Here is a 20086-nt window from a genome sequence, read left to right as displayed (position 1 = left end):
TCGAGGTGCATCTGCCAGCGTCGAAAACTGGCCCCTCAATGATTTAGAATGTCATGTAGCCTGCAATTTCTTCGCCTCGACCTGAATCACCATATCCTCGAGCGCCGCGATCTCCGCCAAAAGCTCGGCCGAAGGCTGGTCAGCAATACGAATCGCCGCCACGGCCGCCTTGGAACCTTGGAAAATCGTATTCGTCATGTCGGCCACGTTGATGCCGTATTTGCGAATGATACCGAGCACTTGCGCAAGCACTCCAACCTTGTCGTAATGACGCACGACAAGCTCGCACATGGCAGGCGCGTGCGCTTCGATGTTGACCACGTTCGGAGGACGACCCGTCGCCACGTATTCGCGACAAATGCGAATGGCTTCGGCAGCAATCGCATCTTGCGCCTGCTCCGTGCTCGCTCCAATATGGTGCGTCCCGACGAGCCCCGGCAGCGAATAGATTTCGTCCTTCAAACCCTGCGCCGTACCGCCCGCGGGTTCGTTGGCAAAAACATCGAGACCCGCTCGAATGCCCCTCTCCTTCATCGCCGCAATCAAAGCCGCTTCGTCGTGAAGCCCCCCGCGGCTCGTATTGATGAACATCGCTCGAGGCTTCATGTGCGCGAAAAACTCCGCATTGAAGAGCCCCTTCGTTTCCTTCGTTTGCGCCAAATGGACGGACACGATATCGGACTTCTCCGCAAGCTCGACGAGCGTCTTGCAAAAGCCGACGCCAAGCTCTTCCGCGCGAGCTTCGGTGAGCGATCGCGAATACGCAATGACGTTCATCTCGAAAGCTTGGGCCCGCGAAACCACGGAAAGACCAATCGATCCGAGACCCACGACACCAAGCGTTCGACCCTTCAAACCATCGGCCTTGGAGTATTCTTTTTTGTTCCACGCACCTCGGCGCAAATCCGCAGTTCCATCGGGTATCCGTCGGTCGATTGCAAGCATCAGCCCAAACGCTAGCTCGGCCACGGCCACCGCATTTTTCCCGGGACAATTCGCCACGTAGATGCCGCGCTCGCTGGCCGCAGCAACGTCGATGGTGTCGTATCCTGCCCCCGCTCGGAGTATCAGGCCGAGGTCTTTGGCAGCCGAAATCGTCTTTCGATCCACCTTGGTGCTGCGAACGACGAGAATGTGTACATCCTTCGCCTTGTCAGGCAACGATTCGGTGGTCGCACCGGGATCATAGGCGACCTCGATGCCAAGGGATCGAAGGTCATCCAGGTAACGTTCCGGAAAAGCATCGGCAATGAGGACGCGCATGGGCGCACATGTTTGCGCAAGTCGAGCCGTTTGTCGATACGAATTCGTTCAGCGCTGCCGCGTGAGGAGGTCCAGGACACCCCGGCGATGTTCGCTCTCTTTAGCGATCGAAACCGGCGTCTCGCCCGCTTTGTTCTTCACGTTCGCCTTCGCACCGCGTGCCACGAGCAGCTCGGCGGCGCGCACCGACCCAAGCCGCGCAGCTTCGTGAAGCGGCGTGTCACCTTCGTCGTCCACCGCATCGATTTTCGCGCCCGCATCGAGCAGCAACCGAATGCCCTTGGCCGGCCCCGGATCGACGAATACGGTGTCGTGAGGTTCGCCCATGCGTCGATAAATGTGCTTGGGTTGAGGTGTATACGCAAAGGGCCCCCAATGTAGCGGCGTTCGCCCATGATCGTCACGCACCTCGAGGTCCGCTTTTGCCGCAATGAGCACGGCGATGGCTTCTTCGTGCCGGTCGATGACGGCCAAATGAAGCGGCGTAAACCCATCATTGCTCGCTCGCGCATTCGGATTTGCCTTTGCCGCGATCAATTTTCGCATGGTGCTCGCATGCCCATACTTCGCGGCCATATGCAGTGGCGTATACCCCCAATCGTCAGCACCATTCAGGTCTGCTCCTTTGGCCAGCATCGCGCCTACGAATGCATCGAGTCCCCCGCGAGCGGCCAAGGCCAGCGCATTCGAAGGCGTCGTCGCACCAGCATCGTAAAGCACGATCGCCGCTTCTTCGTATTCGAATTCGAGCACCCACATGACGCTCGGACCATAAGGACGCGCGCTCGCCGAAAGCAGCTTCGGATGCGCCGCAACAAACGCTTCGAGCTCCGACTTCGTCGCGGGTTTGCGCGCCAAATCTTGATATTCGCGTATCAGCGGTTCATCCGAAGGAGGCTCTGCCAAAACCACCGGCGCCGCGCTGCTCGCGGATGCCGCTGGAAGCGGTGAGGATGCTGCAGCGCTTGCAAATGTGGAGGGGTGATCGGGGTTTGTCCGAACGGAAGACTCGCGCGCAGTGCATGCGGCGAGCAGAACGATTGCCGAACAGACGAGACGTGCAAGGTTCGTCATGGCTTCACGAGCTCGGAAGACCCGACGAGCGTACCACGTAACAAATCAGATCCGCTGAATTTCCTGGCGGCTCAATCGAACGAACTTGACGACGAGCGTGATGGCGACTCCGAAGAGCGCCGCGGTGAGTCCCCACCAAATGCCGGGCGCTCCCATCTTGAAGACGAAGCAGAGGACCAGCGCGAGCGGCAAGCCCACGATGTAATACCCAATCATGTTGACGATTTGCGTCGTGCGCGTATCGCCCGTGCCGCGGAGCGCGCCAGCCATGATGACCTGCGTCGCATCGGCGAGCTGAAAAATGGCCGCGATACGCAAAAGCGGAATGGCCGCTTCGATGATGTCCGGTTTGTCGGACAAGATGCGCGCGCACAGCCCAGGCGCGAACGCGAAAAGCAAAATGGACACGCTCATCATCAGCGTACCGGCAAACCACCCTACATAACCCGCTCGACGCGCGCCAACCGAATCATTTCGACCCACGGCATATCCAACGCGCACCGCCGTAGCGCTCGATACACCAAGCGCGAATACGAAGGACATGCTGGCCAAGCCGAGCGCCACCTGATGCCCCGCGACGGCCTTCGGACCAAGCCATCCGGCAAAAATACCCGCCAGCCCGAATGCGCCGACCTCCGCCAATAGATGCATCGAAATGGGCCAACCAATTTGATAAATGCGCCCGGTGATGACCTTGTCTTTGCGAAAGTCCCCGGGTCGAGGGCTGCCGCCGTGTTTGGCGATGGCGCGAAAAATGATTGCGACGGTCACGAATGAAGACAACGTCGACGAAAGACCCGCGCCAAATACCCCCGAGCGTCGGAATCCCAATGGCGGGCAAACCGAGCTTCACGAGCCCCGGATCGCCATAAATCAACAAATAGTTACCAACGACGTTGGCCACGTTGGTCCACACGTAGGCCCATACCGCCGGCCCAGGCTGCCCAATCGCCTGAAGATACGTCCTTCCCGCGGTGGCAATGAGAAACGGAACCACATTGAAAAGTCGGCCGGATACATAATGAAAGACAGACTTCGACGTCTCGGCATCGATGCCGATTTTGCCAACGAATGCACTTGCAAAAAACGCGAGAATGATGGCCGGAATGGATCCAATGAGTGAGATACGCACGGCTTGCCACAGAACAGCTCGAGCGCCCGCGCGATCACCCGCTCCGATGGCTTGCGACACGAGCGGGTCCATGCCCAGCACGAGACCCATCGCCACGATTGAAATGGTGAAATAGACGGCATTCCCGATACCGACGGCCGCGAGCGCCACGGCATCGAGACGCCCCACCATGGCCGTGTCGACAAAGCCGAGCACTTGAGCGCCGGCATTGCTGAGCACGATGGGCAAACCAAGACGCACGAGCGCACGCAGCTCTTCGCCGAACGTCGAGGCTACCTTTTCGGTATCCCCGTTGAACGATAATGTCGACTCCGACGTACCCATGAAGCCGAGCGCTATAGCGCTTCTACATGGGGTCGCGCCAGTGGTTCCGTCGTATCTATTCGCGTTCGAATTGTGCTACGCGGCCAGGCTGAGCCGTTCGGATAGCTCCTTGACGTCGGTCACGGTCGTGTAGTCTTTCTCGTGCCACGCCACGACGCGATCATAGACGTGGTCGTGGTGCGTACCGAGTGTCGCGCGCAAAAGGCCCAAAAACTTGGGCGGAGCGGCGATCACGAGGTCATCGAATACGTGGGCATCGAAGTGATCGGCGATGCGCTGGGCAAGCTCGCGGGCAAACTTTTCGGCCTCGACCTCCTTCGGCTCGGTTCGATATTCTTGCGCCGAACGCCCGGGGCCCGTCCCCGCCGGCGCTGACCTCCGACCAGGTTTGTCCGCCATGAGGTCGAGGTTCTTCGCTCGCGCTTCGGGATGTTCGAACTCCTCGAGAAGCACGAGCTTGCTCGTGCTGTCGGGTTTTTCGTAAAGCCTCGCTCGGCTGGCATCAGCGACCAAGACAAACGTTTTTCGAGGTTTGTCCACAAACGACCTCCTCGTGCATGCACGCTCTTGCAACGAACATGTGGTGCGAATGGGCAAAGCTGCAACGGGGAAGACGGTGCATCGATCGTCTGCGCCTCTGCGGCACAATGCGCGGACAAACTCTTGCGCGACGGTTTTATTACCGTGCCAAACGCAAACACACCGGCGTCAACGCGCATAGCGAGCGGCGTCATTCTTGCTTTTGCCTCATCACGCCAATCGACACCGTGCGGACGTGCATGGATTGCACTCGTATGTGCGCGCGCGTGACGCATGCGCACCGTCGTCACGGCATCGAGCGACTTGACGTGCTTCGTGCAGACGATTAGACGGCGCTGGCCAAACCCTTTCAACCATCGCGATCGCGCGCGGGTGCACATGAACCTGACCGGAAAACAACGACGACACTTGCGAGCGCTCGGACATCACCTCGATCCGCTCGTTCAACTTGGCAAACTCGGCCTGACCGACGGAATCATCGCTGCCGTCGATGCAGCCCTCGAACAACACGAGCTCGTCAAAGTACGCATCGGAACGGAGTGTCCCGAAGATCGTCACGACGTGGCCGAACGTCTACCGCCGCTCGTTCGCGCGGAATTGGGCCAAGTGCTCGGTCGAACGCTGCTGCTCTATCGACGCCACCCCAAAGAACCGAAGATTTCACTCCCGAAAGCTTGAAACCGGGCCAGATCTGGACGCTCGCTTCGCGCGTGTGGGACACGCGCTCGCGAGGGTTTTGTTCACGATGGGGGGGCCGAGGCTCGCCTCCCGGTGCTTTTGCTGCGCAAAAGCACGGCGAGGCTCGGCCCCCCCATACCCCCCGATTTGGCCTTATTCAACCCTGCACGGGCTAGCGACCAATCAGGCGCACCAGCGTCCGTTGAAACTCGTCCACGCTGATGTTCACGTGTTCGACGACACGACCGTAGAGCATCGCAGTGGGAACATTGCGCCCTCCCAGCTCTTCCTCGGTTTGCCGAAGAACGTAAAGGATGACGCGTTCCACGCGCGTGAGGCCATCGCGTACATCGGGCAGGCGATCGTAGGATGGAGGACTCTTGCGCATCGTGCCGATCTCTTGGGCGAACGCCGACCAGGGTGTACGTTGCTACCCCTGGGACCGTGAGCATGCAAGAATGTGCTCGCGCTCGACCCCGACGAACGACGATTCATGCGATCTGCCAACGACATCCATCCCGGCGCGATAGTAGCTGGAAAGTACCGCGTCCGCGCGATCTTGGGGCGAAACCACGGTCTGACGATCGACGCCTTTCACACGTCGTTCGATCAGCGAGCGATCATCAAGCTGCTCTTGCCAAACCAAGCGGCCGTGCAAGAGGTCGAACGCTTCCGGCGCGAATCGCGCGCGCTGTCGAAACTCGCCTCCGAACACGTCGCCCGAATCCTCGATGCAGGCAGCGAACCCGACGGATCGGTCTACATCATCCGCCAGTACATCGAAGGCACGGACCTCGAAAAACACGTGCGGCGCGTGGGCCCACTGCCCCTGAACGAAGCCATTTTGTATGTGCTCCAAGCATCCGAGGCCGTCGCCGAAGCGCATGCAAACAACATCGTCGTGCGTGATCTCGAACCGTCACATCTGTTCCTCACGCAGCGCACGGGCGGCGCTCCGCTCATCAAGCTCGCCGACTTCGGCACCGCGAAACTCGTCGCGGCAGCTCCAGAAGGCGGCGGATCCGTCGAGATCACCGGCACCGCGATGTTCGGCCTGACGCCGTACGCATCACCCGAGCTCATCCGCAAAGCGCGTGACGTCGATGCGCGCACGGACGTGTGGTCGCTCGGCACGATCCTCTACGAGCTGCTCGCGGGCAAACCTCCGTTCCAAGGTGAAGCTGCCGCGCTGATGCTTCAGATCACGCGTGAAGCGCCGCAACCTCTTTCGCATCTGCGTTCGGATGTACCGGTGGAGCTCGACAACGCGATCGGTTGGGCGCTGGCGAAGGATCCCGATGCTCGCTTCCGCAACGTCTACGCGTTTGCGCATGCGCTCTTGCCGTTTGCCCCGCCAGAGGGGCAGCTCCTCGTCGAGCGGATTGGTCAAATCACTGCGACGGCCAAGGAGAAAAAAGCCACCGGTTCCGTGCCGCCTCCAGCGATGCCTCCCGTGCACGGATCCGTGCCGATGGCTGCTCCGCCGCCGAGAACGGGTTCGTCGCCGGGTTCGTCCCCGGGCGCGTGGATGCCCGCGCCAAACCCTCCGCCCATGCCTTCCGCCCCGCGAGTCCCCGCGGAGTTTGCGAGTTTGCCCGTCGACGACGATGCCGAAACGAGCATCATTCCGGGATCGGTCAACCCACTCGCGATGATGAAGTCGCAGTACCCGATTCCGGTGCCGCGGCCATCGTCACCCATCGGTCCGGCGCATGCTCCGGTGCCTGTTGCCGAACCGTCGACGGCCCCGCTACCTTCCGCCGCACCTCCGCCGCGCGAGCCTGCTCCAACGGTCGTTGCGCGACCGCCGGACGTTGCACCTCAAACCGAACAGAACCGGCTCCTGCGCATTCTGCTCGCATTTTGCGCGCTTGGCATCACCGCAGCCATCGTGCTCGGTGTCCTGCTTCTCCTGAAGCAGGGTTCGTCCGAGGTGGCTACGACAAACGAATCGCAACTCTCGCCGAGCGCGCCGATCGTCATCGCAGCACCGACGACTCCGCCCGCAGCCGCAACGACGTCGGAGCCTCCCGCACCGAGCGCTGCAGCGGCCGCACCAAGCGCTTCCGCAGCCGAGCCGACCGCATCGGCCGCTCCAAGCGCATCGGCGGCTTCGAGTGCCGTGGCCACGGCCGACAGTGCCGCTCCACCGTCCACGGGCGAGAGCAAATCCGGATCTTCGCCGCCACCGCCGCCACCTCCGCCACCTCCGCCGCCACCGGGCAACAAAAATGGGACGCTCGTCGCCGTGTCCGTGGGTGGCCCGTGTGCATTCGCGGTCAACGGTGCGTCGAAGGGCACGTCGTCGTCGGTGCGCGTATCGCTGAAACCGGGAGCGTACACCGTGACGTGCAAATCGAAGAGCGGAGCGAAATCCAAGGCCGTGGTCGTAAAGTCCGGAGAAACGGCCATGGCGATGTTCAAGCAGTGACGAGCCCATCACCACGCGCAGGCGCGGACTTTGCTTGATGACCGCTTCAGGCGGAGCATGAATCGAGCTGTCCCGCTGGAACCATCGACTGCCGTGAACAATCTAGAAACCGCACGGATCGACGTCGATCGAGCAGCCCCGGCTTCATCCGTGATACGCACTCAGACGAAGGCGGACGCGGCGCCAAGCCGCGTTGCCGAGCTACTCGAGGCTTTGCGCAAATACGAAGGCCGGCATGTCGTCGTGATTCGGGGATATCCCGATCCCGACAGCCTCGCGAGCGCTTGGGCGCATTCGCGCTTGGCGGCGAGTGTCGGAATCGAGTGTGACATTGCGCATTTGCCGCTCGTCAGTCGCGCGGAAAATCGAGCGATGGTCAATTTGCTGGACTTGCCGCTCGTTCGCGTCACGGCGCCGGAAGATTTGGATCGCTATCAAGCGCTGAGTCTGGTGGATGCCAATTCGATAGAATTGCCGCGAACCACGGGACTGCCTTGTGTGTCCATCGTGGATCACCATGCGATGGCCACGAAGCCGGTTGCGGATTTTTTGGATATTCGGCTCGGTGTCGGTGCTGCCAGCACCATTTACGCAGAATATATTTTGGAAGCACCAACTCGGGTGCTCGACAACGCATCCATTGCGACGAGGCTGGCGACGGCGCTCGCGTATGGCATTCGTAGCGATACGGACGATTTGCTGCATGCCACGAGCGACGATTTGCATGCACTCGCGAACATCATCGATTTGGTGGATTCGGACGTGCTCGCCGCGCTTTCGCGATATGGCATTCCTGCAAGCTCGATGCGAATCATGCGCCGCGCGCTCGAGGCCATGCATGTCGAGGGGACGTGGGTCTTTGCGGGCGTGGGTCAAGTTCGCTCGCAGGACCGCGATGCAATCGGTCAAGCTGCGGACTTTTTGGTGCGCCGTGAAGGCATTCGAACAGCCATTACGTTCGGCTTGGTCGAAGGATGGATCGACGGTTCTTTGCGCACGACCGATCCCTCGCTCGATCCGGCGACGTGGCTTCGGGATGCATTCGGCATCGGGCCACTCGGTATGCCTTATGGAGGCGGAAGACGCGGCAAAGGCGGTTTTCAAATTCCGCTCGGGCCGCTCGCGAGTTGTCCGAATCAAGAAGCGCTTTGGCAAGTGGTCAAAGACATGGTCGAAGACACGATTCGAAAACGAATTGGAACGATCGACGAAAAGGGCTGAGCTTCTTAGCTGGACAAACCGTGGGTACTCGAGGATGCCGGCCATGAAGCGTCGTCCTCGTCGCTCGACTCCGAAGACTTGGAATGGTCGACCTCGCCGAATGCGGCTTGAAGTTCGTCGAGGAGCCGGATGGCGTCGAAGGGTTTCGGCAGCACCCGTCGCACGGGCAAACCCATGAGCCGCGTGTGCAATTCGCAATGGGCCGATATCACGATGACGATGCCCGGACGGTGTTCGGGCTCCATCGAATGAAGCGCGCGAACGACACCGACACCGTCGAGCCTGGGCATCATCAAATCGATGACGAGCGCGTCGACCGGTTGCCTTTCGAGCACCTTGAGTGCCTCGACACCGTCGGCTGCGAGCACCACGTTGAAATTGGACACGACGAGCAGATTCCGCATCGAATAGCGGATATCGTCGTCGTCGTCGACGATGAGCACGGTACGCCGTCGTAAATGTTTGCTCAACTCGTCATCCCCCCACTGGCAATGGCTCGCCCTTGAACTCATGAAGCCCACATTGACAAACGCAAGGGGGCCGCGCCGTGCCACAGCAAAAAGCAATCGATTGGGGCCGACTGGTTGCCAATGTTCCCGACGGGTTTGTCTGTACAGACGAACGCGGTCGTGTGTTCATTGCGAATCGAGCGGCCGAACGGATGCTTGGACGGGAGCCGGGAGAGCTTTTGGGCAAGCCTTTGGCCGACCTCATCGACGTGCGGCATTTGCGCAAAACCATGAGCGCCATTGGTCAAGCGGCGCCGACGCGAACGAATGGCAGACGCAAAGACGGAAGCTTGGTGGCGCTCGAAGTATCGCTCGCGGATCACGAAATGCCCTGGGGCCGGGTGACTTCGGCCGTATTGCGTGAGCTATCCCGATGCGATCGAACGAATTCGGCTGGGCGCGACATTGGACGAGAAACTTTTTTGGCCACGGCAGCGCATCAGATGCGCGGGCCCATCCAGCCCATTTTGACGTCATTGCGCACGGTCGAATTGGCATTGGCGAGCGGTAACCCGCCGCCTCCGGATACGATTCCGCGCGCCATTCGCCAAGCCGTGCGCTTGGGAAGGCTCGTGGATGCAATCCTGAGCGATGCCGCGGCCATGGAACGCGGAGCCTTGAAAGTAAAAATCGAAGAATTCGACATTGCAGCGCTCGCGGTCGACATCGTGGAGGACTTTCGAATGGCTTCGCCCGAGCATCGCATCGATTATCATGGGCCGGCGAATGGCGTGCTGATAACGTCGGATTCGGGTCGCGTGCATCAAATCTTGAACAACCTCATCGAAAACGCGATGAAGTATTCGGCACGTCAAAACCCCGTGAACGTGGTATTGAGCAGCTTGGACGGCAAGGTCGTGGTGCGGGTGATCGATGCGGGAATTGGCATTCCTTTGGCCGAGCAAGGCGGGGTATTTGGTAAATATACCCGAGGCTCGAACGTGCCCGTGGCATCGAGCGGGCTTGGCGTGGGTCTTTATATGGCGCGCGGGCTCGCCGAACGGCTGCATGGCAGTTTGACGTTGGAGAGCGAAGTGGGGCGCGGCAGCGCGTTTTCACTGGTATTGCCGAAGGAATGGCAAGGGAATGGGTCGGATGAGAATGCCGAGACAGAGGGTTGTTAGTACGGGGTTGCTGCCATTGGCAAGGCAGAGCGGCGATTGCCGATGATGTTGACAGTACCGGCCTTCCCGGAATGGTTTCAGCGCTCATGCCCGCGTGCTCACCGCCCGCGCAACTCGCTCGCACGATCCGCGCCTCATCGAAACTTCGCGAAATCTCGGAGCTCGAACGATCGCGAAACCATCGTTCGACGCGCGTGCGTCCTCCTTCGCGTCGCTAGACACACTCGCGTCCATCGCGAAAGCCATAAGCAGTAATCCGACGCGAATTGTCTGCGATCGGTGAAGCGAACCACAGCCGACAGCCTTCGACGTTCACCCTCGACGGACGATATCCAAGGTAGGACATAGCCCGTCCGTGCGCGTGGATGGTTTTTCTTGCCGGCGCATTTCGAGGCGCGCATAAGCGTTCACGGTTGGGTTGTCCGACCCGCATATTATCGAAGCAGGGGCAAAGGAACGCGCGCCTTTCGAACGAAAGGATTGGCAAGGTATTGCCTGGCATTCACCTCCTTTGCAATGGTTCCGTTACGATATGGCTTGGGGACGGCAATCAATCACGCGAGGGGTAAAACATGAAACGAACGTATACATGGGGAGCCGTGAGCTTGGTCATCATGGGAACGGCCGTGCCGGGATGTTTCTTGTTTGGCGCGAATGATGACGAAGTGAGGTGGGAATTTTGCGCCTCGTCCATCGAATCGCGTACGCATTGCGTGTCATCCACGTCCGGGCCAGCCGCTGCGTGGGAGCAAGCCGCTACGAATGGCACCGAACCCATTGAAATGTGGGTCGAGCGTGCGAATGGTACGGCGCTCGACGAGTGGGTATCGCGTCCCGGTGCTGTGGACGGGTATCTCGACGTGGTCCAGGAGGTCCTGGATTACTTACGGGTCACGCAACGTAATGCGGAATCGTATCATGCAAGCTTGGCGGGCAAGTTGGGTCGAGATTTGGAGCGGGCGAGGCGATTGCAAGAAAAGATCATCGCCGACCAATCGGCCGACCCGAAAACGCGCATTCAAAAGATGCTGCTCGACAAGGGTGCCAAAGAAAAGGATCCATTGAAAGCCGAAATCGCGGCTGACAAGCAAACGATGGGCGACGTGCAGGCCATGATTGACAAGACGAAGGTCGATGCGGAACCATATGGTCCGAAAGAGGTTATCACGATGTACCTTACTACTTTGATGAGCCTGGGCGTCCTGGAACTCGCTTCAGCCGGCTTCCATGGCGGCGAACCAATCCCGAACGGTGCAGGCGTCGACGCGTCGACCGCTAGCGCATTCATGTCCCCCATGCTTTACTCACCGTCGGCGATAGCCTCAGCCCCCGCAGCACCTGCGGGGATCAGGCTTTCGACCTTTAAGCCTTCAGAGTTTCCCTTCATCATCACCGTACAGGATGACGGCACGGGCAAAGCTGGCGGTTGGCAAGTGGCCAAGGTCAACCTCGAGTTCATCCGAATCGTGATCCCCAAGCCGGCCATCAAATGGTACTGTTTCTTCACCATCCAAATGCCGCTCCGAACTGAGTTCATGGGGAAAGTCGATGCGAGTCGCGCGGCGACCCTGAGCGCCACGGTTGCCAATGGCGCCGCTGCCACCATGGACTACAAACTTCCCCCGGGAATCTTCTGCGAAAAGTTTATCGTTGGGACCCGCGCCGCGTTCAAATCCACCTACCCGCTGCTTGGCGCGGCGGTAATAAAATAATCATGACTCGCTCCGAACTACTCGACCTCATCTACCGATTTTACCCGCGGGGCGTGCACAACTTCTCGCGCATGCACGTGCCTCCTGGTGAGCCCGTCTACGACGACACGGAGGAGCACCGCCGCCTGGTGGAAGCCGCAAACCGCGGCCGAGCCGAATACCCAACGTGGAAGGCTATGATCGATCGCCTCGATGATCGATACGGTGTGCAAAATGAGTCGGTTTTCTTGTTCGCTGGGGGGGTCACTCCAGCCTATTCGGCTCGCATCTATCGCCCCAAGGATTTGGAGCCCGTCCCCTCATTCAGTAGCAGGGCTTCGCTCAGCTTCCACGTGAGCCTCCTCGGACCCTATTATGGGATCCACGACAGGGGCGACCCTGACGAGAAGCCGGCGGCGATCGCAACAGAGATCGAAGCGACATACCCCGGATATCGGACAATCCCGCCCGAGATCGGCAATGAGGTGGTTCCGGATGTGGCCATGGACGGCGTGTTGATGGGCGAGGCGACGATCTACATCTGTCTCTTTTCGGAAGTCTGGACTTGGGTCGTTCCGGTGTAGCGATTGGTTCGTCGTCACGCGTGTGGCCGCGTGTCTTTTGCACGGCTCTCTAATTCATACGCACACTCCATGTCGACACGTACTGTCCACCTGCTTCCACCATAACATCGTTCATCCGAGAACCAGCGCAATGCCCGCGCTTGTCCTACGGCGCTGACTGCATGCGTCCGAATGACTCGCCCGACTCAATGTACTCCAGTCGCTCGAAACCGAGATTGGCGATTTGCTCACGCGGCCGCTCGACGAAATCACCGCCGAAGACCTGGACGAGATCTTTTGGCGACATTCGTACATCCTCGACGAAGCCACCCGCGAAGCATTGAAGCAGGTCCTGGCGGACTTGAAGCAAAGCATCATCGATTTGCAGAAGGAGCTCGCGAGCCTCATTTCGAACTTCGGCGACCAAGCGAATGCGGCATCGGATTTTCTTGACGGGGGATGCGCGGCAAAGTGGCTTCAGCCCCGACGATCCTTCGAATTACGGGCTCGGGCCGAACGACATTCCGTGGGTCGACGTGCCCGACATTTCGGATGTGCCGGGCGCGTGGGAAGCGGGCAAGGATCCTTATGCGGATTATGCCGACGCGGTGATTGCATCGCTGAAAGACTACGTCACCGGAGGCGTCGTCACTGGGCGAGCAAACTTCGTGGCGGAAGTGCGCGCGTGGCGGTCGAACCAAGCGGCATTGGAAAAAGCGATAAAGGCGCGCATGAGCGTGTCGCAGGCGGAGGTGAATGCGTTTCTGAATGCGCAGAACAAGGTGACGACGTACTTGCAACAATTCATGAATGGGTCAGGCTGGTTTCACGACGCGCCCATTCCGCAGGACGTGCGAGCGGATATCGATGGCACGCTAAAAAACCTGTATGGGGAGCTCGCCGAGGAGCTGAAAGACCGGCTCAATGAATGGGAGGCGTCGATGAATCCTCCCGAAGCGAATCTCTTTTTCGACACGCTGCGTGCGTTTTCGGCGGGCATGCAGGCCGGCGACGAGCTTGCCGAGCAATACCGCGGGACCATGCGGACCATCGTGCACGGCGCGTCGCGCGTGGCGATTGGATTCGTGCCGTTCGTCGGAACGGCGTTGGATCTATGCGAAGCGGTCACGGGCAAAGAATGGTGCATGCCGTCAGGGCGACCGTTGACGACGGGTGAACGCATTTGGTCGGGCATCGGGTTTGGCATCGGCAAGGCCGTCAAGGTTTGGAAAGGCGTCAAGACGGCGGCGATTTCGAGCGAAGGTAAAGCGGTTGCGGCAGGCATCGTGGGCTTGGGCGACGACCTGAGCAAACTCCTGAGGCTGAAACAACTTCCGGGATGGCGCGGGCTGAACTATGCAAAACATGTGGATCTCGACAAGCTTCACGAAGCCGCCAAGACCTACGAACGCCAAGTGCTGCAGATGCTGGTGGAGAAAGAAGGCCACCAAATACTCGCCCCGAGCGATAAAGCCGCCAAGGTTCTCCTGGGCATTAAAAATACTGGGCCGGGCACCGACATCGCGTGCGATATGATCACCGTGACGAAAAACGACACGCTCGTCCTGAGCGAGGTCAAGGGAATCGTTGACGGAACAGTCGACGTGAAGCATGCCCTCGAGCAGCTCAAAAATGTGGTGAAGGCGTTGAACAAGAAAGAGCTTGGCAATGGCGTGGAGCGCGTGCAAATCTTCGTCCCGAAGGGTTCGGAGTCGAAATTCAACGGCGAGTTCGTTATCAAGGAAGGCGTGAAGCTCTTTGATAACAATACGAACAAGTTCGTGACCCTGAAGAATCAAGATAGGCCGGATCTGATCGTGCAGGTGGTGGAGCTATGAAACGCAAACGCAAACCCAAAGCGGTCGAGCCGGAGTCCTGGCCGAACTTCATGGTCTGGTGTCCCGAAAACCAACGGTTCGAAGCGCTCGCGTCGACTCTGGTCGCCTTGGCGGGAGAAGAGGGAACCTGCTTTGTCAGGCTTCATCCTCCAGGTAACCCGAAGGACCCGGGCTACGTCTACGGCCGGCAACCGCAGTACTTCGTGCCCGCCCGCGAAGCGGTCGAGTTGATCCGTCCGGACTATGAAAGATGCGGAAACCATGAGGCGGACGTTTGGAACTTCCAGGCATCCTCCGGTCGCGAGCTTCGTCTCGAGGTGAGTGCAACGCGTGAGCGGAACTTTGATAACCTTCCCGGGTATGCATCGCTCTTCGTCGCCTTCATGAGACGAACCCTTTGTCGAAGGTGCGCTCCTTCCGCCCGCCATTTCGCGATTCAAAGGGATCGAGACCCCGATGGAATTCGATGCCGGCGTGGCCTGGTTCATGGCCATCAACGACATGTTGCACATCCTGAAGCGCTTCTGCACGTCGCATCCCGCCATTACAATGGGCTGCTGCCTGGAGGGACCAGAGTGGAGCGCGCCGCTGACCGGAGCGGCAAGTTATCATGCGGATGGATACCCTGGTCGCGATCTTGCCCTGTCGTGGATCCATCTGCACGACAAGGACCCCCTTGATCTGGCCGTGGGTTTACCCATGGACGCATTACGCGAACGCGTGGAAGCCGCGCCGCCCAAGAGCAGCATTTGGATCGTCGACGAAGACCGCGTATCGCGCGAACAAATCCTCGATGCTTTGGATGTACCGGGAAAAACACTCGTGGAAACGCTCGATGCTGCAGCAAAGAAGTTTCACCCGACATGGGACTCCATGATGGAAGTGGGGTTTGCTTCGTACCTCCAAGCCCTGACCGACGAATCCGATCGCGAAAGAGAAGCGGCCCTCGTCACCGAGGAGCACATCAAACTCATCGAGGACACCTCACCGGCCTACGTCACGCACCTCGATAACGGAGCGCTCATTCTGTACGCCCACCCCGATCGCACCCTCTGGCCCCTCTGGGCCGATGCATTGGACCTGCTCGGTATTCGGCCCAAGGCAGCATAACCCCGACGCGCACCTCGCCCTCGTCAGCCACCGACGCGCCCCTCCTGCACCTCCCCCTCCCCATCGTCAGCCGCCGACGCACCCATCCTGCACGTCCATTCCACCATCGCGGCCACCGACGCACCCATCCCGCATGCGCACCTGTCCTTGTCGCTCGCCGACGCACCCATCCTGCATGCGCACCTCGCCCGCGTCGGTCGCCAACGCACCTCTCCTGCACGTGCACCTCACCCGCGTCGGTCACCGACGCACCCATCCTGCACGTGCACCTCACCCGCTTCGTCACCGACGCACTCGTCCTGTGAGTCTCCATCACCCCCATCGCTCACCGACGCATGTCGAGTGCAAGATCACTGTGCCTTGTCGGCCGCTGACGATGCGACCTTGCTCCGTGGTGACGCCAAGCCGGACGACAATGTCACCTCCGCGCATGAAATTTGTTGCGCCCGCGTGCGCTACGAACGTATCGTGCCACGCATCATGACCGCACCGATCATCGATACCGATGCACCGTCGAGTGGCGTTCAGCAGGAGATCATCGTTACCTTGGTGCTGCTCGAAGCAGACCCATTGGTCGCGCACCTCGCACCCGCATTCGACACCTTTTACAACCAAAAATGGCTGCCACTCGCAGCGCAAGAATCTGCGCTGCTCGTGGAAGCCTATCGCGCCGATGCCATCATCGACGTTGCCGACAATGCGCTCGACGATTTCGTCGACGAATTGGACACCGTGCTTCTGCGCCTCGTGGCGAAAGATCGTTCGGCGCCGCTTTACGCCTATTATTTTGGTAAAAAACGCCCGCATGAGCTGAAGCGACCCGTCCTTGCCGGGCAGCTCGAAACCATGCGCACGTTCATCAAGCCCTTGAAGACATCAACCGATGCCGAGTTGTCTGCATTGGGACACCGTCTCGAAGAGCTGGTGAGCAAGGCGGACGATGCAGTGGCACGCCAAAGCGCGGCTGCGGAAGCCATAAAAACGTTTCGGGCGATCGGTGCACGCAAAGCAGGCATCGATGAATTGAATGCATTGCGAAAATCCACGGCGGGCGCATTGTCGGAGATGCCCCACAAACATCCCGAAAAACACCTGCCCGCAGATTATGCTGCGCGGTTTTTCAAGCGCAGTCCGCGACGTGGAAAAACCGCCGCCAAAGAGGTCACGTCCGCCGAATTGAAAGCGCGCATTGCCGAGCAAGAGCAAGTCTTGACTGCACTCAATGCTCAATTGGCCGACGTGCTCGCCAAAGAAGAAGCGGCCGCGCGTGCTCACACCGAAGCCACTGCATTGCAATTGGAATTGGCCGAGGCGGAGAAGACGGCGGCGGAAGCGGCGGCGCGCATTGCAGCCATCAAAGCGAAATTGACGACGTGAGCGCTGAAACATGCCGTGCACCTGCAAAGCGCGGCGTCCCAATCTCATTCATGAGAACGTAAACCAGGCAAGCGTGCTCGGCAGGGCAAACCTTTGCATCCAATCGCTCCCCACCGCGCAGCCCTTGCCCACTCGTCCTGGCCCGCACGTTGCTCGTAGACGCGGCGATGATCGAAGATTCTCGTAAGCCCGAAACGACCAACGGACAAGCCAATGGTCACTCGACCGTCCGTGTGGTGCGTCAAGTCAAACACGCCGACGACAAACTCGTTGCAATCGTGTCGCAAAACCCACTGGCCGCTCTCGGCATCGCACTCGCGTGTGGCTATGTGCTCGGACGCATCATGACGCGCCACGGTTAGACGAAAAGGGGAAGACCATGGTTCAAGCAAGGTACGGACGCGACGAGGCTCAGCACGAGCCGCAAGATCTTTTGCCGCTTGGGTTCGATCCAAACCACGCCATCGAAGTCGTCACGAAGGCAACGAAGGAAAACCCTCACGCGGCGCTCGCAGGCGCCTTCGCCGTGGGGTTTGTCCTGGGAGGAGGCGTTACGCCGAAGCTCTTGGGCGCCGTCGCCATGTTCGCCGCTCGGCGCTACTTGCGCGCGACCATCGAAGAGTCGCTCGCCAACGTGCAAGCCACGCTCGAAAAACAAGGCACGCCCGAGCTCTGAGCGGCATCGCCGTGCACGTCGCTTCAGCGCGGCGCGTTTGATTTGTACACCAACGAAGCTCCACGCACTTCGAGGACCCGCGTCGCCGCAGCCATGATCGTGGGCGGACACCGCACGGCGACGAGCACGCCACCCGTGCGGAACGCATCGGCGAAAATGCGTACTTCGAGCTCGCGGAAGCGCGCGCCGATGATCGAGCCCACGAGCAAGCCGAGGCCGCCGCCTGCGCCCGCAAATGCAAACGCCGCGACCACGGAACCGGTCATCACGGATTCGAAGGCGGGTACCACGAGCGCACCAGCGCCCGCGATGGAGCCGATGACTGCAGCGAGAGCGCTGCCGAGTACGGCCCCCGCACTCGCGCCCACGAAAGCTTTGTTCGTCGCACGAACGCCGATGTCCCGTGCATGCGCGACGCGCCGCGGAAAAACGCTGATGTCCTCCGGAGGTACGCCGAGCGCAGCCAAAGCGCTCGTGGCGCTTTCAGCCTGAGCGTGGCCGGTAAAGAACGCGGTAAGAACGAACATGCGTGCCTCGGGGCGATGGGGTCGTGGTGGGATCGAGATCGCTCGGTCCACGTTCAGCCACGCACGAAAGACGCGCGCCATCGCGAAGTGGACCGAGACAAACTATTGCGCGTGTCCGATTTCGGTGGTCACGCCCCGTGTCCGATCTCGGAGCCCATGCCCCGAGCTTGTTCGCGTAGCTCCGACACGGACGACTCGAGCTCACCGCGAACGCGGGTTGCCGTAACGCGTGCTCGCTCCTTCGCTTGTTCGGCACGTTCACGCAGTCGCTGTCGAGTTTCCACGCCCGAACGCGGCGCGTAGAGCATGCCCACGCCAACTCCGGCGAGGAGACCGACGCCGATCCCCAACGACACGGGCCAGAAGTAGCTGGTGCGCTGGTAGCCGTAGGGGAACGCGCTGGTCAACCGCCGAAAAAATAGGTTTGTGTTCATCGTTTGAACTCTCCGTCGGCAATGGACGCCCGACCGCGTTCATCCGTGGTCGGGCTCGTCGCGGCTCAAGGCATGGCAGTGCGCATGCCACGAAGAACATGGGCAAGAGGCGCGCACTAAGGCGAGCTGGAGAGGTCAACAGCGAAGCGCGCGTCCAGACTGGCAATCCGATCCCCCCCCGGGGGGGGCGGCGCCCCCCCCGTTTTGTGAAGCGCAAAAACACCGAGGCGAGCCTCGGCCCCCCCATCGTGAACTAGCCTCGCGCAGCGCGCGTCCCACGCGCGCGAAGCGAGCGAGCAAATCTGGCCCGGATTCAAAAAGCGACTGCCTACTTGCAGAAGCCGTCGATGCAGATCTTGCCCGGCGCGCAATTGATCCCCTGGGTGGGGTCACATTCGTTGCCGAGGTTCTCGTTGGAACCACACACCTCGTGCATGCCCGACGACGTCGTGACGGTCTTGCAGATGTTGAACGAAGGGGAGACGTCGCAGGCGTTTGCGTTGGGCGGAGCGCACGAGATGTAGCAGTTGTGATGCAAGCAGATGGAGCCCATGGCGCAGTTGTCCTGCATGCCATCCACGTCGCACACGAAGGTAGCCGACTGGTCGGATATGCAGCCGTTGTCGACCCACACTTCACCCGACGGGCACGTGCCGAGCACGCTTCGAGGTACGCACGTCCCATCGACGCAAACGTCGACCGCGCTGCCGCAATCGTTGGTGATCGTGCACGGCTTGAGCGGCACGGTGCACAGGCCGATCATGGTGTCGCAGCCGTAGCCGCCTTTGCAGTCGGCGTCGGTCGCGCAGGCTGGAGTGCACTTGCCTTCTGCGCACTTGCCTGTCGCGCACTGCGTCTGATCCGAGCATTGGTCGACGGGATCGGCGCAGAAACCGCTCACGCATGCCCAGCCCGTGCCAAGGCTCGAGCAATCGAGATCGTCACCGCATCCCGACGGGTTTGCCCGGACGCACCCCATGGGTTGGCACGCGAAGCCGTAGATGCAGCCGATGATGGCACACTCTCCGACTTGGCACGTGCCATCGGGCGCGCATGTTTCGCCGACTGCGCAATCGTCCGGGTTGCCGCAATAAACCGTCGGAGGAGGCATGCCGCTGCTGGAGCTACTGGAGCTGCTGGAGCTCGAGCTACTGGAGCTGCTCGATGAGCTGCTCGAGCTGCTGCCCGACGTGCCCGGTTTGCAGGTCGCGGTGAGATCCGATTCGACGACGCAGGAAAAACCAGCGGTGCATCCCCAGATGGTGCAGTCACCGGTGTGACAGAAATTGTCTTGGCCACACGTCTCGTTGATGCCGCAATCGGAAGGGTCTAAACACGCGCCGGGGTCGTTGCAGTCGGAGCCTCGACACGGCGGCGGATTGTTGAACGGGCCGTCCTCGTCGTCGTAGATGGGGCAACCCGCAAGCAGTACGATTCCGATGAAGCCCAACAGAGCAAGTCGCTTCATACGCGTCTCCAATAAGCGCTCGGCCACGCGGCCAGCGGCCCGCCGAAGCTCGTTTCGAGGTTAGCAAGCAGCATGCCTCGGACAAGGCAAGGGCAAAGCGTTCGTG

General features: G+C 60.4%; 23 protein-coding genes. 11 read left to right on the top strand and 12 right to left on the bottom strand.

Annotated features, from left to right (window positions below; translation table 11 throughout):
* Positions 1-51: 51 nt before the first annotated feature.
* From IPM54_09990 to IPM54_09970, 5 genes are all read right to left on the bottom strand, one after another.
* Positions 52-1263, bottom strand: a complete 1212-nt coding sequence (locus IPM54_09990) for a hydroxyacid dehydrogenase (GenBank protein ID MBK9260153.1) — start codon at positions 1261-1263, stop codon at positions 52-54.
* Between the two features lie 48 nt (positions 1264-1311).
* Complete coding sequence (locus IPM54_09985) at positions 1312-2337, bottom strand: ankyrin repeat domain-containing protein (protein MBK9260152.1); 1026 nt, start codon at positions 2335-2337, stop codon at positions 1312-1314.
* Between the two features lie 45 nt (positions 2338-2382).
* On the bottom strand, positions 2383-2820 hold the full coding sequence (locus tag IPM54_09980) for a hypothetical protein (protein MBK9260151.1): 438 nt from the start codon (positions 2818-2820) through the stop codon (positions 2383-2385).
* Positions 2807-3793, bottom strand: a complete 987-nt coding sequence (locus IPM54_09975; GenBank protein ID MBK9260150.1) for a hypothetical protein — start codon at positions 3791-3793, stop codon at positions 2807-2809. Before IPM54_09975 ends, IPM54_09980 begins: the two co-directional genes overlap by 14 nt.
* Positions 3794-3868: 75 nt before the next feature.
* Positions 3869-4333, bottom strand: a complete 465-nt coding sequence (locus IPM54_09970; protein ID MBK9260149.1) for a host attachment protein — start codon at positions 4331-4333, stop codon at positions 3869-3871.
* Positions 4334-4711: 378 nt separating this feature from the next.
* On the opposite strand from IPM54_09970, the gene yhbY reads away from it, so the two are divergent.
* A complete protein-coding gene (yhbY, locus tag IPM54_09965) occupies positions 4712-5011 on the top strand; it encodes a ribosome assembly RNA-binding protein YhbY (GenBank protein MBK9260148.1) in 300 nt (99 codons plus the stop codon).
* A gap of 172 nt (positions 5012-5183) precedes the next feature.
* On the opposite strand, the gene IPM54_09960 is transcribed toward yhbY, so the two are convergent.
* A complete protein-coding gene (locus IPM54_09960) occupies positions 5184-5399 on the bottom strand; it encodes a hypothetical protein (GenBank protein MBK9260147.1) in 216 nt (71 codons plus the stop codon).
* A 105-nt stretch (positions 5400-5504) separates the two neighbouring features.
* On the opposite strand from IPM54_09960, the gene IPM54_09955 reads away from it, so the two are divergent.
* Both IPM54_09955 and IPM54_09950 read left to right on the top strand, forming a co-directional pair.
* A complete protein-coding gene (locus IPM54_09955) occupies positions 5505-7442 on the top strand; it encodes a serine/threonine protein kinase (GenBank protein ID MBK9260146.1) in 1938 nt (645 codons plus the stop codon).
* Between the two features lie 57 nt (positions 7443-7499).
* Positions 7500-8663 carry a hypothetical protein gene (locus tag IPM54_09950; protein MBK9260145.1) on the top strand — a complete coding sequence of 388 codons (1164 nt, stop codon included), beginning with the start codon at positions 7500-7502 and terminating at the stop codon, positions 8661-8663.
* Positions 8664-8668: 5 nt separating this feature from the next.
* Here the strand turns inward: IPM54_09950 and IPM54_09945 are convergent, their stop codons facing one another.
* The gene (locus tag IPM54_09945; GenBank protein ID MBK9260144.1) at positions 8669-9106 is read right to left on the bottom strand and encodes a response regulator; all 438 of its coding nucleotides are present in this window, start codon (positions 9104-9106) and stop codon (positions 8669-8671) included.
* 104 nt (positions 9107-9210) lie between these two features.
* On the opposite strand from IPM54_09945, the gene IPM54_09940 reads away from it, so the two are divergent.
* The 3 genes from IPM54_09940 (at position 9211) to IPM54_09930 (ending at position 12571) form a co-directional block, all read left to right on the top strand.
* Positions 9211-10296: a PAS domain-containing protein gene (locus IPM54_09940; protein ID MBK9260143.1), complete on the top strand. Its 1086-nt coding sequence runs from the start codon at positions 9211-9213 to the stop codon at positions 10294-10296.
* A 782-nt stretch (positions 10297-11078) separates the two neighbouring features.
* Entirely contained in the window at positions 11079-12008 is a 930-nt protein-coding gene (locus IPM54_09935; protein MBK9260142.1) for a hypothetical protein, read from the top strand.
* A complete protein-coding gene (locus tag IPM54_09930; GenBank protein MBK9260141.1) occupies positions 12005-12571 on the top strand; it encodes a hypothetical protein in 567 nt (188 codons plus the stop codon). The genes IPM54_09935 and IPM54_09930 overlap by 4 nt, the downstream gene beginning before the upstream one ends.
* Positions 12572-12716: 145 nt before the next feature.
* Here the strand turns inward: IPM54_09930 and IPM54_09925 are convergent, their stop codons facing one another.
* On the bottom strand, positions 12717-12857 hold the full coding sequence (locus IPM54_09925; GenBank protein MBK9260140.1) for a hypothetical protein: 141 nt from the start codon (positions 12855-12857) through the stop codon (positions 12717-12719).
* A 124-nt stretch (positions 12858-12981) separates the two neighbouring features.
* Between IPM54_09925 and IPM54_09920 the strand changes: the two genes are divergently transcribed.
* Positions 12982-14388 (top strand): hypothetical protein, encoded by a 1407-nt coding sequence (locus IPM54_09920; GenBank protein ID MBK9260139.1) that lies wholly within the window; start codon positions 12982-12984, stop codon positions 14386-14388.
* Positions 14389-14844: 456 nt separating this feature from the next.
* Positions 14845-15498, top strand: a complete 654-nt coding sequence (locus IPM54_09915) for a hypothetical protein (protein MBK9260138.1) — start codon at positions 14845-14847, stop codon at positions 15496-15498.
* Positions 15499-15564: 66 nt separating this feature from the next.
* On the opposite strand, the gene IPM54_09910 is transcribed toward IPM54_09915, so the two are convergent.
* Positions 15565-15702 (bottom strand): hypothetical protein, encoded by a 138-nt coding sequence (locus IPM54_09910; GenBank protein MBK9260137.1) that lies wholly within the window; start codon positions 15700-15702, stop codon positions 15565-15567.
* A 180-nt stretch (positions 15703-15882) separates the two neighbouring features.
* Between IPM54_09910 and IPM54_09905 the strand changes: the two genes are divergently transcribed.
* The 3 genes from IPM54_09905 to IPM54_09895 all read left to right on the top strand — a co-directional run bounded on the left by IPM54_09905 (position 15883) and on the right by IPM54_09895 (position 17551).
* A complete protein-coding gene (locus IPM54_09905; GenBank protein ID MBK9260136.1) occupies positions 15883-16875 on the top strand; it encodes a hypothetical protein in 993 nt (330 codons plus the stop codon).
* Between the two features lie 167 nt (positions 16876-17042).
* Positions 17043-17237, top strand: a complete 195-nt coding sequence (locus IPM54_09900) for a hypothetical protein (GenBank protein MBK9260135.1) — start codon at positions 17043-17045, stop codon at positions 17235-17237.
* 17 nt (positions 17238-17254) lie between these two features.
* On the top strand, positions 17255-17551 hold the full coding sequence (locus IPM54_09895; GenBank protein ID MBK9260134.1) for a hypothetical protein: 297 nt from the start codon (positions 17255-17257) through the stop codon (positions 17549-17551).
* Positions 17552-17574: 23 nt separating this feature from the next.
* Here IPM54_09895 and IPM54_09890 read toward each other — a convergent pair whose 3' ends face one another.
* The 3 genes from IPM54_09890 to IPM54_09880 all read right to left on the bottom strand — a co-directional run bounded on the left by IPM54_09890 (position 17575) and on the right by IPM54_09880 (position 19980).
* On the bottom strand, positions 17575-18078 hold the full coding sequence (locus IPM54_09890) for a hypothetical protein (protein ID MBK9260133.1): 504 nt from the start codon (positions 18076-18078) through the stop codon (positions 17575-17577).
* Between the two features lie 128 nt (positions 18079-18206).
* On the bottom strand, positions 18207-18512 hold the full coding sequence (locus IPM54_09885) for a YtxH domain-containing protein (GenBank protein ID MBK9260132.1): 306 nt from the start codon (positions 18510-18512) through the stop codon (positions 18207-18209).
* Between the two features lie 328 nt (positions 18513-18840).
* Positions 18841-19980, bottom strand: a complete 1140-nt coding sequence (locus IPM54_09880; GenBank protein MBK9260131.1) for a hypothetical protein — start codon at positions 19978-19980, stop codon at positions 18841-18843.
* Positions 19981-20086 lie beyond the last annotated feature (106 nt).

This window comes from Polyangiaceae bacterium, assembly GCA_016715885.1.
Taxonomy (GTDB): domain Bacteria; phylum Myxococcota_A; class Polyangia; order Polyangiales; family Polyangiaceae; genus Polyangium.
The sequence above is the reverse complement of the archived record's forward strand: the minus strand, read 5'-3'. Positions and strand labels throughout refer to the sequence as shown.

Coding starts and splice junctions, on each gene's coding strand:
- IPM54_09925 (MBK9260140.1), bottom strand. CDS start 12,857: ATGTCGCCAAAAGATCTCGTCCAGGTCTTCGGCGGTGATTTCGTCGAG.
- IPM54_09900 (MBK9260135.1), top strand. CDS start 17,043: ATGATCGAAGATTCTCGTAAGCCCGAAACGACCAACGGACAAGCCAAT.
- IPM54_09895 (MBK9260134.1), top strand. CDS start 17,255: ATGGTTCAAGCAAGGTACGGACGCGACGAGGCTCAGCACGAGCCGCAA.
- IPM54_09955 (MBK9260146.1), top strand. CDS start 5,505: ATGCGATCTGCCAACGACATCCATCCCGGCGCGATAGTAGCTGGAAAG.
- IPM54_09950 (MBK9260145.1), top strand. CDS start 7,500: ATGAATCGAGCTGTCCCGCTGGAACCATCGACTGCCGTGAACAATCTA.
- IPM54_09920 (MBK9260139.1), top strand. CDS start 12,982: ATGCGGCATCGGATTTTCTTGACGGGGGATGCGCGGCAAAGTGGCTTC.
- IPM54_09960 (MBK9260147.1), bottom strand. CDS start 5,399: ATGCGCAAGAGTCCTCCATCCTACGATCGCCTGCCCGATGTACGCGAT.
- IPM54_09975 (MBK9260150.1), bottom strand. CDS start 3,793: ATGGGTACGTCGGAGTCGACATTATCGTTCAACGGGGATACCGAAAAG.
- IPM54_09885 (MBK9260132.1), bottom strand. CDS start 18,512: ATGAACACAAACCTATTTTTTCGGCGGTTGACCAGCGCGTTCCCCTAC.
- IPM54_09935 (MBK9260142.1), top strand. CDS start 11,079: ATGTGGGTCGAGCGTGCGAATGGTACGGCGCTCGACGAGTGGGTATCG.
- IPM54_09985 (MBK9260152.1), bottom strand. CDS start 2,337: ATGACGAACCTTGCACGTCTCGTCTGTTCGGCAATCGTTCTGCTCGCC.
- IPM54_09890 (MBK9260133.1), bottom strand. CDS start 18,078: ATGTTCGTTCTTACCGCGTTCTTTACCGGCCACGCTCAGGCTGAAAGC.
- IPM54_09880 (MBK9260131.1), bottom strand. CDS start 19,980: ATGAAGCGACTTGCTCTGTTGGGCTTCATCGGAATCGTACTGCTTGCG.
- IPM54_09915 (MBK9260138.1), top strand. CDS start 14,845: ATGGAATTCGATGCCGGCGTGGCCTGGTTCATGGCCATCAACGACATG.
- yhbY (MBK9260148.1), top strand. CDS start 4,712: ATGAACCTGACCGGAAAACAACGACGACACTTGCGAGCGCTCGGACAT.
- IPM54_09990 (MBK9260153.1), bottom strand. CDS start 1,263: ATGCGCGTCCTCATTGCCGATGCTTTTCCGGAACGTTACCTGGATGAC.